The 14,732-nt window shown below is 56.4% G+C and carries 15 protein-coding genes; 11 read left to right on the top strand and 4 right to left on the bottom strand.

Translation table 11 applies throughout. From position 1 onward, the window contains the following. The first annotated feature begins 19 nt into the window (after nucleotides 1-19). The 5 genes from dnaJ to SH678x_RS14300 all read left to right on the top strand — a co-directional run bounded on the left by dnaJ (nucleotide 20) and on the right by SH678x_RS14300 (nucleotide 3,698). On the top strand, nucleotides 20-1,138 hold the full coding sequence (dnaJ, locus tag SH678x_RS14280) for a molecular chaperone DnaJ (RefSeq protein ID WP_496919129.1): 1,119 nt from the start codon (nucleotides 20-22) through the stop codon (nucleotides 1,136-1,138). 15 nt (nucleotides 1,139-1,153) lie between these two features. Beyond that, nucleotides 1,154-1,720 (top strand): nucleotide exchange factor GrpE, encoded by a 567-nt coding sequence (gene grpE, locus SH678x_RS14285; RefSeq protein WP_496919130.1) that lies wholly within the window; start codon nucleotides 1,154-1,156, stop codon nucleotides 1,718-1,720. Nucleotides 1,721-1,749: 29 nt separating this feature from the next. Continuing rightward, entirely contained in the window at nucleotides 1,750-2,076 is a 327-nt protein-coding gene (locus tag SH678x_RS14290) for an FmdB family zinc ribbon protein (RefSeq protein WP_496919131.1), read from the top strand. 36 nt (nucleotides 2,077-2,112) lie between these two features. After that, nucleotides 2,113-2,304 carry a DNA gyrase inhibitor YacG gene (locus SH678x_RS14295; protein WP_496919132.1) on the top strand — a complete coding sequence of 64 codons (192 nt, stop codon included), beginning with the start codon at nucleotides 2,113-2,115 and terminating at the stop codon, nucleotides 2,302-2,304. Nucleotides 2,305-2,390: 86 nt separating this feature from the next. Continuing rightward, the gene (locus SH678x_RS14300; protein WP_496919133.1) at nucleotides 2,391-3,698 is read left to right on the top strand and encodes a hypothetical protein; all 1,308 of its coding nucleotides are present in this window, start codon (nucleotides 2,391-2,393) and stop codon (nucleotides 3,696-3,698) included. Here the strand turns inward: SH678x_RS14300 and SH678x_RS14305 are convergent. Further along, entirely contained in the window at nucleotides 3,695-4,060 is a 366-nt protein-coding gene (locus SH678x_RS14305; RefSeq protein ID WP_496919134.1) for a response regulator, read from the bottom strand. The genes SH678x_RS14300 and SH678x_RS14305 overlap by 4 nt on opposite strands. A gap of 2 nt (nucleotides 4,061-4,062) precedes the next feature. Next, nucleotides 4,063-4,410 (bottom strand): P-II family nitrogen regulator, encoded by a 348-nt coding sequence (locus SH678x_RS14310; protein ID WP_496919135.1) that lies wholly within the window; start codon nucleotides 4,408-4,410, stop codon nucleotides 4,063-4,065. A gap of 69 nt (nucleotides 4,411-4,479) precedes the next feature. On the opposite strand from SH678x_RS14310, the gene SH678x_RS14315 reads away from it, so the two are divergent. From SH678x_RS14315 to SH678x_RS14330, 4 genes are all read left to right on the top strand, one after another. Further along, nucleotides 4,480-5,529 carry a phosphotransferase enzyme family protein gene (locus SH678x_RS14315; RefSeq protein ID WP_496919136.1) on the top strand — a complete coding sequence of 350 codons (1,050 nt, stop codon included), beginning with the start codon at nucleotides 4,480-4,482 and terminating at the stop codon, nucleotides 5,527-5,529. Nucleotides 5,530-5,712: 183 nt separating this feature from the next. Then, a complete protein-coding gene (locus tag SH678x_RS14320) occupies nucleotides 5,713-7,821 on the top strand; it encodes a protein-disulfide reductase DsbD family protein (RefSeq protein ID WP_496919137.1) in 2,109 nt (702 codons plus the stop codon). Between the two features lie 55 nt (nucleotides 7,822-7,876). After that, entirely contained in the window at nucleotides 7,877-8,125 is a 249-nt protein-coding gene (locus SH678x_RS14325; protein ID WP_496919138.1) for an antitoxin family protein, read from the top strand. Continuing rightward, a complete protein-coding gene (locus SH678x_RS14330; protein ID WP_496919139.1) occupies nucleotides 8,126-8,521 on the top strand; it encodes a type II toxin-antitoxin system VapC family toxin in 396 nt (131 codons plus the stop codon). A 5-nt stretch (nucleotides 8,522-8,526) separates the two neighbouring features. On the opposite strand, the gene purM is transcribed toward SH678x_RS14330, so the two are convergent. Continuing rightward, nucleotides 8,527-9,588, bottom strand: a complete 1,062-nt coding sequence (gene purM / locus SH678x_RS14335) for a phosphoribosylformylglycinamidine cyclo-ligase (protein ID WP_496919140.1) — start codon at nucleotides 9,586-9,588, stop codon at nucleotides 8,527-8,529. Between the two features lie 485 nt (nucleotides 9,589-10,073). Between purM and glgX the strand changes: the two genes are divergently transcribed. Both glgX and cbiE read left to right on the top strand, forming a co-directional pair. Beyond that, nucleotides 10,074-12,134, top strand: coding sequence for a glycogen debranching protein GlgX (gene glgX / locus SH678x_RS14340; protein ID WP_496923072.1), 2,061 nt, complete (start codon nucleotides 10,074-10,076; stop codon nucleotides 12,132-12,134). A 117-nt stretch (nucleotides 12,135-12,251) separates the two neighbouring features. Continuing rightward, nucleotides 12,252-13,493, top strand: a complete 1,242-nt coding sequence (cbiE, locus tag SH678x_RS14345; protein ID WP_496919141.1) for a precorrin-6y C5,15-methyltransferase (decarboxylating) subunit CbiE — start codon at nucleotides 12,252-12,254, stop codon at nucleotides 13,491-13,493. A gap of 7 nt (nucleotides 13,494-13,500) precedes the next feature. Here the strand turns inward: cbiE and argJ are convergent, their stop codons facing one another. Continuing rightward, nucleotides 13,501-14,694 carry a bifunctional glutamate N-acetyltransferase/amino-acid acetyltransferase ArgJ gene (gene argJ / locus SH678x_RS14350; RefSeq protein ID WP_496919142.1) on the bottom strand — a complete coding sequence of 398 codons (1,194 nt, stop codon included), beginning with the start codon at nucleotides 14,692-14,694 and terminating at the stop codon, nucleotides 13,501-13,503. Nucleotides 14,695-14,732: the final 38 nt, after the last annotated feature.

The raw sequence follows: 14,732 nt of genomic DNA on the forward strand, positions 1-14,732 counted from the left end.
GGATTGCAATACGGAAATCATGGCTACCAAGCGTTGTTATTACGAAGTGCTGGAAATCGAGCGCACTGCTACGCAGGGTGATATCGCTACGTCGTATCGCAAGCTGGCCATTAAGTATCACCCTGATAAGAATCCGGGCGATGAAGAAGCGATCGGACGATTCAAGGAAGCGTCTGAAGCGTTCGAAGTGTTGCATGATCCTGACAAGCGATCGCGCTACGACCGCTTTGGCCACGCCGGCGTGAATGGGAACGGCAGCGGGCATTTCAGCGACGTTGAGGATATCTTCTCGGCGTTCGGCGATATCTTTGGCGATCTGTTTGGTGGACGACGGGGACGCAGCCGGCTTCGCAAGGGGCGTGATGTGCGTTGCACGGTATCGCTCACGTTGCAGGAAGCGGCGGAAGGGGCGCGTAAGACCGTTGAGTTTCAACGCCATGAGCCTTGCGAAACGTGCGAAGGAAGCGGCGCGACCAAAGGAAGCAAACGGGAGACCTGCTCCTACTGCGGCGGCCATGGCCAGGTCGTACAGCAGGCGGGTATCATCCGCGTGCAAACAACCTGCCCCGCTTGCCATGGTGAAGGCACGTCGGTGTCGTCGCCGTGCAAAGCCTGTCGCGGCTCGGGACAGAAGCTGAAAAAGGTTCATGCCGACGTGCAAATCCCTGCCGGCGTCGACGAAGGCATGCAGGTGCGGATCTCGGGTCAAGGCGAGCCGAGCCCCAACGGCGGACCTCCAGGCGATTGCTACTGCTTTGTATCGATCCTGCCCCATCCGCTCTTCGAGCGTGAAGGACGGCACCTGATTTGCCGCATACCCATCACGTATCCCCAGGCCGCGTTGGGAACGAAGCTGGCAGTCCCCACTCTTGACGGCCCGACGGAAGTCGACATCCCCGCCGGAACGCAGACGGGCGATGTGTTTCGGTTGGATGGCAAAGGCATGCCCGACCCGCGCGTGGTGGGTCTTGGCGATCTGCTCGTGCAGGTGAATATCGAAGTTCCCAAAAAACTGACGGCCGAAGAAGACAAACTACTTAGGCAACTCGCCGAGCTAGAGCACAAAAACGTCGCCCCCGCGCGCAAGAGTTTTTTCGACAAAGTGAAAGAATACTTCAGTCCTGAAGATGAAGAGTGAAGTTGAGGAATAATCATGGCGGTAAATCCAACAGCAGAAAACGACGAACCCCTCGAAGGGAACACCGAAGACGCACTCGATGCGGCGATGGCCGACGTGGCGGGTCTTGATGCGGTTGCGGATGGTTCCAAGGACATGGCCTCGGAACTGGCGGCTGAGAAAGATCGCTCGCTGCGGCTGCAAGCGGAAATGGAAAACTTGCGGACTCGCACGGCGCGTGAGATTGCCGAGCAATCCCGTTATTCGACGATTTCGTTGATTCGCGATCTGCTGCCGGTGGTGGATAACATCGATCGTGCGATCGAGGCCGCAAACAAATCTCAGGACGGCGGGTCCTTGCTGGAAGGTTTCAAGCTTGTTCGTCAGCAATTGATCACCGCGCTCACGCAGCACAATTGCGTGCAGATCGAAGCACTCGGCAAACCGTTTGATCCGCAGTTTCATGCGGCCATCATGCAGCAGCCGAGTGATGAAGTCCCCGCCAATCACGTGTTGCTTGTGGCCCAAGCGGGTTACAAACTGCACGACCGCGTCGTTCGCCCCGCGCAAGTGATTATCTCCACCGGCCCGGCGGCCGGTTGATCTCAAGCTCATTCACGGATTCGAAAACTATGCCCACCTACGACTACGTTTGCGACGCCTGCGGCCACGAGTTCGAGGAGTTTCAATCGATCACCGAACCCGTGCTGCGTAAATGCCCGGAGTGCAAGAAGCTGAAACTGCGGCGATTGTTTGGGACCGGGGCGGCGGTTGTGTTCAAGGGTTCCGGCTTCTATCAAACGGACTATCGCAGCGAATCTTATAAGTCCGGCGCCGAGAAGGATAAGCCGAAGAGCGAATCGTCGGAGAAGTCTGACAAATCCGACTCCAAAGGCACGGAAACGAAGTCCCAGACCAAGAAAGATGCAAAGCCCAAGAATTCTAAGAAGGATTCGTAGTTTTTGGAGCGCTAAGCCGCGAGCGGCGAATATTGAATGCGTTGTCCTGTTTGTAAAAAAACTTTCGATCAAAACAATTCCACGACGCTGCCGTTTTGCAGTGCGCGCTGCCGTACGATCGATTTGGGTCGCTGGCTCGATGAGGGCTATGCACTTCCGGATATTCCCGATCCCGAAGATGATGAAACGTCGGAAGACGAGCCGTATTTGAATGGCAATGATACGTAATGAACGGCAGCGGGACGCTACCGGCTAACGGCCTGAGGCGCTATAATGCGACCTGACATTTTGCCCATTCCGCGCAGACCCTCGCCATGATGAACCCCTCGGGATCGATCTACGAAATTCGCTGGAACGAGCTCTGCCCGTGGCTGATTCTCGCCAAGGCGTTGCGGGTGAGCCTGCTGATCCGGGTGCTGCTCTATGCGTGGTTGGGATTGATGCTGACGCAGTGGGGTTGGTCGGCGATTGAATCCATGGCCGGCAATTCGCAGCCGCAACTTAAGCGGCTCGCGTTGCAAACTCCGTCGGACATTATGGATATCCGGGAGGCCAAGGCTGCTGAAAGAAGGTTGATTGCGAGCTCACTGTTTCAGACTCAACCTCCTGGTGACAGGATAATTATTTACACGCCGGCCAGTGAACTTGTCGGAGCTTGGAATGAGCATGTGCAGCACACCGAAGGGCCACTGATTAAAGGCTGGTCTTGGTTGAGTTCGCCGATTATTCGCGTCTTTGAACAAACGACAACACCGGTCTCGAGTTTCTTCAAGTTGCTATGTGGCCTTTGGGCGATTGCCGTGTGGGCACTATTTGGTGGAATGATCGCGCGAACATCGGCTCGCTATTGCACCCGCGATGAAATCGTTGGGCCGCTGCAATCGGGACGAGCTGCGATAACGAAATGGCCCGCGACGGCGGGTGGGCCGTTGATCGCCCTGCTCTTCGCGCTGCTGATGACGATGCCCTTGGCGATTGCGGGAATCTTTATCCGTGCCGACGTGCTGGCGATGGTGGGAGGATTGCTGTGGGTGTTCGCCCTCGTCTGGGGAATTCTGCTGGCGATCGTGCTCGTGGCCCTGTGGTTTGGCTGGCCGTTGATGTGGGCCACGATTGCCGTCGAGCGGAGCGATGCCTTTGACGCCGCCAGCCGCACGGCTGCGTACATTTATCAGCGCCCGCTGCGGCTCGTGTTTTATGTGATTGTCGCTTCGATTCTGGGAATCTTTGGCCAACTGGTCGTGTCGGGCTTCGCCGTGGCGGGGAGTCACCTGACCGATTGGGCCGTGAGTTGGGGCTCGGGTAACGAGCGGATCGTGCAACTGGCCGAGCCACCGATTCCCGGCGATGTTTCGCCCACACTTGCTGGAAGTGCGGCGATGGCAGCGCGGTCGATCTCCTTCTGGAAAGAAATGCTCGCCAGCGTCGCGGCAGCCTATCCGCTCGCTTTTTTGTTTTCGGCCAGCGTGGGAATTTATCTGTTGCTCCGTTTGCACATCGACTCCACCGAAATGGATGAGATTGTGCTGGAGACGGGTGAGGAATCAGCAGCTTCAGCAGAAATCAAAGCGAACGTCCCCGAGATATTGGATGACCACGAGGATATTAGCGGCGGCAGCTAAGCGGGAGTTTCAGCAATCAGCTGAGCAACAATCGCATCGGCATCACGATCAAATTGGCCACGTGTGGCAACGATGTCGCAAAGCGCTTCACGAGCCGCTTGCAGCGATGCCTCATGCACGTGCGGCCCACAGGCGGCGATGGTCACACTTGGCTTCGCCGTGCGGAGTTGCGAAACGGCCTCGCCGATTGTTAGCCCGGGCAAACGCAGATCGATAATGACACCGCGGCAATCGGTGTTCTCCAACGCAGCCACGGCTTGGGCTACGTCGCCGCAATTCGTCAATGTCGCGCCACACTTGTTAGCGGCACCTTGCGTGCGAGAAAGGAGCATCAGGTCACGGCTTAATAGAACGACGCCCATGCTCAGATCGCACCTGGGCCGCGCGTGTTATCGCTCACTTGAATGGCCTCTTCCATGGGCAGGACGAAAATCTTGCCGTCGCCGATGGTTCCTTCGGAACTCGTACGGCAAAGCTGCAAGAGGCAATCCACGGTGCGGTCGACGAAATCGTCGTTCACCGCGATTTCGAGTTCGACTTTCCGCAGTAGATTGGTGGCATATTCGTTGCCGCGGTAGGTTTCCGACTGCCCCCGCTGCCGCGCAAAGCCCATCGCATCGCTCACGGTGAGGCGCGTGACGCCAATCCGCTTGAGGGCTTGCTGGACAAGATCGAGTTTTGTCGGTTGAATGACCGCGATGATTAGTTTCATGGAATTGCCGGGCCGTCGTAAAATGCAGTTGTTAGCATACTCGGCCCCGCTCAGACGGCAAAGTGCAGGATGAACGACGGAATTACGAATCCGCAAAAAGAAAGCGCTCGGGCGATGCTCGCCTCGTGGTTCAACGAGTCGGAATTGCTTGAACTACGAATCACGGAAATTGCCGGGGGCCTGAGCGGTGCGCGATTTTGGAAGATCTCGCAAAGAGAGCAGTTGTTTTGCCTCCGCCGCCACAAGAGCGTCCATCTCGCAAAGCCAAAAGAACTTCGGAAAATTCATTCCCTTATCGAATTCGTAGATCGGCAAGGTTTTTCTCAGGTTCCCCTCCCGAGGCAGACTTTGGCAGGCGAAACATTTGTAGAAATGCCAGGAGCCGTTTGGGAACTCGCGCGGTGGTTACCGGGGGAAACGATTAAAAATCCTACTCGTGACCAAGCCTTAGCTGTCACGGAGGCTCTCGCCCAGTTTCACATCATCGCTGCTAAATACGAACAACATCCTCCTGCAATCGCGCCCGGGCTAAAACAACGTCTTGAGAAATTCACCGAACTACGCGCGGAGTTACTGGCCAAAATCTCTGCGGCCGTAAAGCAGACACAACCTTCTGAACTCCGTACGCTCGCTAACCTCGTATTGTCGCAAGTGGAATCGTTGTTGCCCGAAGCAATCAACTCCGTACAGGCTTCGCAACAAATAGTTCCCATACAATGGTGCTTGTGCGACTGTCATCTTGGGAATTTTCTCTTTGTCGGCAATCAGGTAAGCGGGATGCTCGATTTTCAGACAGCGGGGGTGGGCTCGGTTGCCAGAGATCTCGCGCGTCTCTTAGGGAGCATGCCGGCACAGAACGCGGGACATTGGCGAGAATGTCTCACTGCCTATCAGCAGCATCGCGTACTCTCGTCTGATGAGCTGCAACTCGTTTACACATTCCATATGAGTGGCACGGTTGGAGCTGCCGCGAATTGGCTCAGGTGGCGATTTCTGGACGATCTCCCGGTGGCGGATGCGGCAACTACCCAAACAAGGTTGAGCGAGCTGAGCGTGCGAATGGAGATGTTTGGCGACTGCAAACAGGCGATCTCTTCGCTTTTAGGCCCAATTTCGTAACTCAGAACCTCTTAGGGCATCAAAACGTACAGATGCTAGCTGCGATCTTGGTATGACAACAGGGGGATGGCCGAATGTCGGCCTTGCTGGGATTTTTCCGCGGCATATAGAATAAACGGATTCTACCCCGGGCATGGAACGCACATGGGTGGACTTCCGCCTCGCCGCAAGGAACAAATAGGGATGTTTGCAACCTACGTTTTTGCCTCTCGTCGCGTCCTTATGGGCCGCATGGCCCTTGTCTGCGGCCTGCTGCTGTTGCCTTCGCTCGTGATTGCTCAGGGATTTGAGTTTCCTGACACCTTTAACAGCCCGGGAACGTTTGGCGGTAAACGCGATGCCGAGGTCACCGTGTCGGCGGAATTCACGCCAGCTCAAGGCAAACGCCCCGCGTTGGTGTTCGTCACAGCCAAGATTGCCAATGGCTTTCATGTGTATGCGTTGGATCAAGGAACATTGCCAGACAACGGCGGTGGTCCGATGCCAACAACGATCACGCTTGATAGCAACGATCAATTGAAGTCGATCGGCAATTGGCAAGCGGTGACTCCACCTGATACGCATGTTGATAAAGAAATCTGGACTGGGCTTGAACTGCGCGAGCACTCCAACTCGGTGACTTGGTTTATCCCCGTGGACTTGGCTCCCGGTGTATCCCCGGCGAGCGTCACGGTCACCGGAAAAATTTCCGGCCAAGCTTGTAATCCCCAAACGTGTGTCCCGTTCGAAAGCACGTTCACTGCCAAAGAGGGGACTGGAATAGCCCTTCCCGAAACGGCAACGTTCGCAGCTGCGCCGGCCACATCGCCCAGCGTGCCAATTCAAACCCAAGCCGCGCCCGTCACTGGTGCTCCAGCGACAACACTTCCGTTCACTTCCTTGGCGCGTGTGGAGCCCGCCATCCCAACGGATCCCGTCGTCGTGCAGTCCGCTCCGAGTCAATCGTTTATGTATCTGCTGGGCCTCGCGTTTCTCGGCGGGTTGATTCTGAACGTGATGCCCTGCGTGTTGCCGGTGATCGGTCTCAAGGTGTTTGCCTTTATCGAACAAGCCGGGCAAAGTCGCTGGAAAATCTTCGTGCTGAACCTGTGGTACTCGTTGGGCGTGATTAGCGTGTTCCTGATTTTGGCGGTGCTGTCGATCACATTCCAACTTGGTTGGGGCCAATTGTTCCAGTATGCCGAATTCAACATCGCAATGGCCTCGGTCGTGTTTGCGATGGGATTGAGCTTCCTGGGCGTTTGGGAAATCCCCATTCCCGGCTTCATCGGCACAAGCAAAGTCACCGATTTTGGCCGCAAGGAAGGATACGAAGGTGCGTTCGCTAAGGGGACAATCACCACGCTGCTCGCCACCCCCTGCACCGGCCCTTTCATGGGTTCGGCGCTGGTGGGAGTGATGAACCGCCCGCCTTATCAGATCATGTCGGTCTTTTTTGCCATTGGACTGGGCATGGCGAGTCCCTATTTGTTGATCGGGGCGTTTCCGCAGCTGGTCCGCTTCCTGCCCAAGCCGGGCGAATGGATGAACACATTCAAGCAATTCATGGGCTTCGTGCTGATCGGCACGGTGGTCTATCTGTTAACGTTGCTAAAACCGTACTTTGTCGTGCCTACGGTCGCGTTCTTGTTCGGCATTTGGATGGTCTGCTGGTGGATTGGCCGCGTGCCGTTGACCGCTCCCGCCAACCGCCGTTGGAATGCGCTCGGCGAAGGCATTGTCATGGGAACCGTTATTGGGCTGGTTTCATTTTTCTGGCTGTCCCCCATCTTGGAAGAACGGCTTACTCGCGATGCCAATCGATTAGCCGACGCGCGTTTTGAAGAACTGATGGCAACCGGCACGGGCGTTTACACGGTGCGCAACGAAGCGTGGCAACCATACAGCGCCAAGAAGCTGGAATGGTTGCTTGCCCAAGGCAAGACCGTGGTGATCGATTTCACTGCCGATTGGTGTCCTACTTGTAAGCTCATGGAAAAGACGGTCCTCAAGACCGATGCGATGTCTGAGTATTTTGAAGACAACGAAGTCTACACCTTGGTAGCCGACTGGACGCACCAAGACTCGTCGCCTGAAGTGACCGAGAAACTCAAAGAGCTGGGCGCTCAACAGATTCCGCTCTTGGCGATTTATTCGCCGCAGAATCCGAGCGAGCCCATCGTGATCCCTGGTACCTACACAGTGGGCGGCTTAACAGCCGAACTTGACCGGGCACGTGACACCGAACGCGGCGTGGCCAAGGCAGCCCCCAGCGCGGGGGCGATGAATTCCTCGGCGGGTGGGTTGAGATAGGCAGTCCAAACGGAAAAGTCTGGTCTGGCGCCTAGATTTGGTCTATAGTTGGAATATGGACCAGACGATTCCTGCTATCTTTGATTCCGGAGTTTTCCGCCCGCTTCAGCCGGTGGACTTAGCTGACGGTACGCAGGTTCAAGTTCAAGTTAAGAAGCACGATTCTGTCGATACCGACGAAGTCGACGAAGCGACTCGCAAAGCTTGGAATGATTACCTCGACAGAATGGAAACGCTTAACGGCAAATCTCCGGAGGATGGATTAACCAACCGCGATCATGACCGCATAATCTACGGTGGCTAAGTGGCAATCTTCGTGGATACGGGAGCTTGGTTCGCGGTTAGCGTTCCTGACGATCCAGATCATGCAGCCGCCATTTCATTCATGCGTTCAAACCGTGAGCGGCTTATCTCCACGGACTACGTTTACGACGAGCTATTGACACTGTTTCGTGCGCGTGGCCACGTTGATCGCGCCAAGCACTGGATGGAACAAGTTCGCCTGGGCCGCTGTAATGTCATTCGACTCTCGGACTTGGACATTGAATTGGCAACCAATGTTTTCTTTGACTTCTCTGATAAGGAATGGAGCTTCACTGATTGCACAAGTTATGTGCTGATGGAACGGCTCGGCATCACTAAAGCTTTCTCCTTCGATGATCACTTCCGGCAATTTGGCACAGTGACAGTGGTACCGTAGGAATCTCACGCCCAGCGGCATTCGCCGCAACCGTCGATGATCTTGCCGATTTGCCAGTTCGCTAAGCCGTGGCCGGTGAGTTGCTGCTGAATGCTCTCGGCATAGTACTCGCTCACGACGAGACACATGCCGATGCCCATGTTAAAGACGCGGAACATTTCGTCGTCGTCGACTTCGCCCAGTCGCTGCAGCCATTGAAACACTGGCGGAATCGGCCAACTGTCGCGGACGATTTCGGCATCGGCATTCGCGGGAAAAACGCGGGAGAGGTTTTCGTGAAGTCCGCCGCCCGTGATGTGGGCGATGCCATGAACAACCGACTTCACCTTGTAATGATTGAGCACGTCGCGCACGGCACGGGTGTAAAGCTGCGTCGGCGTCAACAGCACGTCCGCCACGCTGCCGCCACAGCCCTCGGCTTCGTCATCCATCGAAAGTCCCGCGTGATCGAACACAATCTTACGCACGAGGCTAAAACCGTTGGAATGCACGCCTGTCGAGGCAATGCCGATCACCACGTCGCCCGGCACAATGGCTTTGCCGTCGAGCAGGCGTGAACGCTCGACGATTCCCACACAGAAGCCAGCCAGATCGTAATCGCCGCGCTGGTAGAGATCAGGCATGATGGCCGTCTCGCCACCCACCAGTGCCATGTCGCTGTCCAAGCAGCCACCGCTAATCCCCCGCACGATATCTTCGAGCAGTTGTGGATCGTCCTCGGCCATGGCCACATAATCGAGAAAAAACAGTGGCTCGGCGCCACAGCAAAGCGCGTCGTTCACACACATTGCCACCAGATCGATCCCCACGGTGTCGTGGCGACCAGCCATTTGGGCGACCTTGAGTTTGGTGCCGACGCCGTCGGTGCAGGAGACCAACACGGGCTCTTTGTAATTCCGCGAAAATAATCCGCCGGAAAAATCGAGCGAGAACAACCCGGCAAAGCCGTTATTCCACGGTAAAACCCGCGGGCAATGGGTCCGCCGCATCAAAGCGGGCAGGCGCGACATAGACTCTCGATAGGTTTCGAGGTCGACTCCTGAATCGCGGTAGGTTATTTTTGACATGGAATTGCACTATCTCTTGCGGCAAGAACGGGCAATTCTACGGTTGGCCGTTGGCGGGTGTCAACGACCGAGCGACAGATGCGCGGCGGAGTTTCCGGCTCGTGCCAGCCGCGTCGATTATGCCTACAATATCAGGCCAAATTGACCGTCGAGCATGATCGCTGTGACGGCTATCCCACGTGGCTAAGGTAGTGTTGCGATAGCACTCGCCCGACTTAATCCACTCACACGACCTCGCCGGAAGGCAAGGATGACAACAAACATAGGAAGCAACGAAGCTCTGCAGCGGGGAATCTAAATTTTGATGCGTGCTTGAAGCAAATGTCGAAAGTCAATGGTGTCGTCGGGTGCGATTTTGATCGCCACTTGTCCGTACGCCTGGAAACGGGTCGTCGTTTCGTCATTGATTTTCCGCAGAGAGCATTTAGCCCATGATCAGTCTTTGGACGCCCACGTTTACTTCCGCCGGCGCTTCGCGGTTCGTTATGCCCACTACGCACAATTACATGCAGTTTCACTACCCGTTGCCCTATGGAGCGATCCTCCAAGAAGCAGGGGTGCAGTTCGTCGTATACAGCCGCTCAGCCACAGCGATGCGGGTGCTGTTGTATCGCCGGGTCACCGATCGTGAGCCGTACCGCGTCGTCGAATTCAACCCCGCGACCGATCGCTGGGGTGACATTTGGAGCGTATTCGTCCCCGGCCTCAAAGCAGGTCAGCTTTATCACTTCCAGGCGGACGGCCCGTTCGCCCCGGAAGAAGGTTATCGCTTCGATCCACGAGCACGCTTAATCGATCCCTACGCCCGCGCCTTGGCAGGTGAGTTCATGCCCGCCACCGACGGCATAGTTCGTCCGCCACGCTGCGTGGTTGTCGATGACATGTTCGATTGGCAGGGAGATCGGCACCTTCGCCGGCCGTTCTCGGAAACCGTCATCTATGAAATGCATGTCAAAGGCTTCACCAAGGCGGGCTCAAGCGCCACCAAAAGCGGGGGCACGTATGAAGGGGTCATCGAAAAGATCCCCTACCTCAAGTCGCTCGGCGTGACGGCCGTCGAATTGATGCCGGTGCATGAGTTTCCCATCCTCGATCCGTTTGGCGCAAAGCCTGAACGGCAGAATTACTGGGGCTACGATTCCATCGCATTTTTCTCGCCTCACCGTGGTTACATGCACGGCGATAAACCGGGCGATCAAGTGCGGCAATTCAAAGAAATGGTCCGCGCGCTGCATGCCGCGGGCATTGAAGTAATTCTCGACGTGGTGTTTAACCACACGGCGGAAGGCAATCACATGGGCCCTACGTTGAGCTTCAAGGGGCTGCAAAACAATGTTTATTACATGCTCAACGATGACGGCACGTATAAGAACTACTCAGGCTGCGGCAACACGGTGAACGGCAACCATCCCATTTGCCGCGAAATGATTTTTCACTGCCTGCGCTATTGGGTTTACAACTATCACATCGACGGCTTCCGCTTTGACTTGGCATCGATTCTAAGCCGCGACCGGAACGGCGAACTGATGCCCAACACGCCGCTTGTGGAAACCATTGCCGAAGACCCGATGTTGGCCGACACGAAGATTATCGCCGAAGCGTGGGACGCCGCGGGGGCGTATCAGGTCGGTTCGTTCGCTAAGAGTCGCTGGGCGGAATGGAATGGCCACTATCGCGACGACATCCGGAAGTTCTGGCGCGGCGATGCCGCGATGACGGGCCGTTTCGCCACGCGGTTGTCGGGCTCTAGCGATCTCTACCAACACAGCGGTCGCGATCCGTACCATAGCATTAACTTTATCACCTCACACGACGGCTATACGCTCAACGATCTGGTGAGCTACGAGCAAAAGCACAATCAAGACAATCTCGAAGGAAATCGCGACGGCGAAAACAATAACTCAAGTGCCAATTACGGAGTCGAGGGCCCCACGCGGCGCAAAGCGATTGTCGATCTCCGCCTACGCCAAGCCAAGAATATGATGGTGTCGTTGCTCCTGAGCCACGGCACGCCGATGATTGTCTCGGGCGATGAAGTGCTGCGCACCCAGCGTGGGAACAATAATGCCTATTGCCAGGACAATGCGATCAGTTGGTTTGATTGGAAGCTGGTCGAGCGCAACGAAGAAATGTTGCGATTCTGTCAGGCGGTGATTGCCTTCCGCAAAGCTCAGCCCACGGTACGCCGCGAAACCTTCTTGACTGGTCACCCGCACAAAGCGGGCGAGCTGGCAGACGTCAGTTGGTATAACCCAGACGGCTTGCCGATGGACTGGAGCCGGGCTTCGCAGAGTTTCATTTGCGTGTTCGGCACAACGGGCTTGGAATCACCGGCGGCGAAGAACGTCATGTTGCTGATGCACCCCGGCCATGCCACGCAGAAATTTGTGATTCCCGCGGATTTGCGCAAGCTGCCCTGGAAGACATTTATCGACACGTCCGCCGAAACGCCGCGGGACATCTATCCGAATGCCGATGGCCCGCCGCTGCCTGCCAAGGGTGAGTTGCAGTTAATTCATCACACTTTGCAATGCTACGTGGCGTAGGGCTGGAGCGAGTTCCGCGAAAGCGTTAACCTGTATAGCGAGCCGGGTCGTTACAGACCCCGATCAATTTCGGGCTCGAGGATGAGCCGGCTCGTTTTGTAGGCAGGAGGAACTTTCGTGGACAAGAATTCGGTTTCCATCATCGGAATTGGCGACGACGGACTCGACGCAGTCCCCAATGCCGTCAAGCAACTCATTCTGTCGGCTGATCTGTTGGCCGGCAATGAACGCACGCTGGCTCTTGTGCCAGAAGCGCCCGGCAAACGGGTCATAGTGGGCGCCGATCTCGATGCTTTAGCGAAGGAAATTAGTGCCGCCGGAGACGCCAAGGTCGCCGTCCTTGTGACGGGTGATCCGCTATTCTATGGATTGGCTCGATTTCTCTGCGACCGCCTCGGCAACGAGCGTTGCGAAATCATTCCCCACGTAAGCAGCATGCAGCTCGCGTTTGCGCGGGTGAAAGAAAGTTGGGACGAAGCCTACCTCACCAATCTAGCCAACCACAATCTCGACGCCGTGGTCGAAAAAATCCGCGTGGCTTCTAAGGTTGGTTTGTTCACAACCGAACAAATCACGCCATCGCAAGTCGCCAAGAAAATGCTCGCCCGCAAGATCGATTATTTCGTGATCTATGTGTGTGAAAACCTGGGCGCCCGTAACGAGCGAGTCACGCGCGGCACAGTGGCTGAAATTGCCGATCAAGCGTTTGAACCGCTCAATGTGATGGTTCTCGTTCGCAACGCCGACGTGCCCGACCGCCCGCGGCAGTCGCGGATTCGCAGCATGTTTGGGAATCCTGACGAAGAGTTCGTGCAATCAACTCCCAAGCACGGTTTGCTCACCCCCGCCGAGGTGCGGGCCGTGGCGATGGCCCAGATGGCGTTGCACCATAACAGCATCGTATGGGATGTTGGCGCTGGCTCGGGTTCGGTGAGTGTGGAAGCCGCGCAACTTGCCCCCGGCGGTCACGTTTATGCCATCGAGCGAGATAAAGAAGACGAAGCTCTGATTCGCCAGAATGCCGACCGCTTCGGCGTGGTGAATGTCACGCCTGTTTTGGGGACCGCCCCCGAAGTGTGGGCTAACTTGCCGAATCCCGATGCGGTCTTTATCGACGGCAGCGGCAAGGAAATCGCCCGCTTGGCTGAGCTGGCGTTTGATCGCCTGAATTCGGGCGGCCGATTTGTCGCCAACGTCGTCAGCATCCAAAGTCTCGACGAAGTGACCGAAGCCTTGGGCAAAAAGACGTCGCATGTCGACGTGTGGATGGTAAACATCTCACGCGGGAAAACTCAGCTGGATCGGCTGCGATTTGAGGCTTTGCCGCCGACATTCGTGGTAGCCGCGGCGAAGCCATAATTCGATCTCAGGTATGATAATCAGCGTTCAGCCGCACGTATTCGGCGGTGAGGTCGGTCGTCCAGAAACGGGCTGATTGATCGCCTTCTTCCAAGAGCAAGAGCACCGCTGTATTGCGGTCGTCTTTCATCGATTGTGAGACGACTTCGGGATCGAACTTCACCGGGGCCCCATGCTCGTAGAGCAAAATCCCGTTGACCAACAGGCTCACCTTCGTGGGATCGAATGGCACGCCGGAATAGCCGGCTGCTGACACAATACGCCCCCAATTGGGGTCGCAACCTGCGATGGCGGTCTTCACGAGCGGGCTATCAGCAATGGTTTTGGCCACTTGCACGGCCTCTTTGCGGGTGCGGCTGCCGTGAACTTCCACGGTAATGAGATGCGTGGCCCCTTCGCCGTCGGCGGGGATCGATTGGGCTAGGTCTTCGCAGACTTCGACAAGCGTGGCTTGGAATTTGGTGAGCGAACTTCCTGACAGTTCAGGGCCACCCGCGGCACCATTAGCTAGAAACAGCACCGTGTCGTTCGTGCTCGTGTGGCCATCGACACTGATGCAATTGAATGACTCATCCGCCGCATCTTTGAGCCCTTCTTCCACCGCAGTTTGGCTGAGCTTGGCATCGGTCAATACAACTGCCAACATCGTCGCCAAGTTCGGGCCGATCATCGCTGCACCCTTGGCGATGCCGGTCACGCAAATGGGCACGCCGTCGAGTTCAATCTCGCGAGTTTTTACTTTGTGAACTGTATCGGTTGTGAGAATCCCTTGGGCCGCGTTCATCAGGGCGTCACTGTCGGCGGCAAGCTTCTGCGCGGCATCGACAATTCCCGCCGAAATCTTTTCGAGTGGCAACATCTCTCCGATAACACCGGTCGACATCACCAACACGTCCTTCTCGTCGAGATCGCAAACTTGCGCCGTCTTGGCGGCCATCGTGGCAGCGTCTTTATCGCCTTGAGTACCCGTACAAGCGTTCGCACAACCCGAGTTGGCCACGACCGCGCGAATCGTCTTGGAAGGGGTTCGCGACTGGCACAATCTCACCGGCGCGGCAACGACCAGATTCTGCGTGAAGACCCCCGCTGCCACGGCCGGGGTTTCAGAAACGATCAGCGTGAGGTCTTTTTTGTTGGGGTTTCGCTTGACGCCGGTGTATACGCCCGCCGCCTTGTAACCCTTGGGTAGCCTGTCCGTCATGTCGCGCCTCTCGCCCAGATAGGATTGCCAGTCGACGC

The organism is Bythopirellula superficialaquae (genome assembly GCF_059632245.1).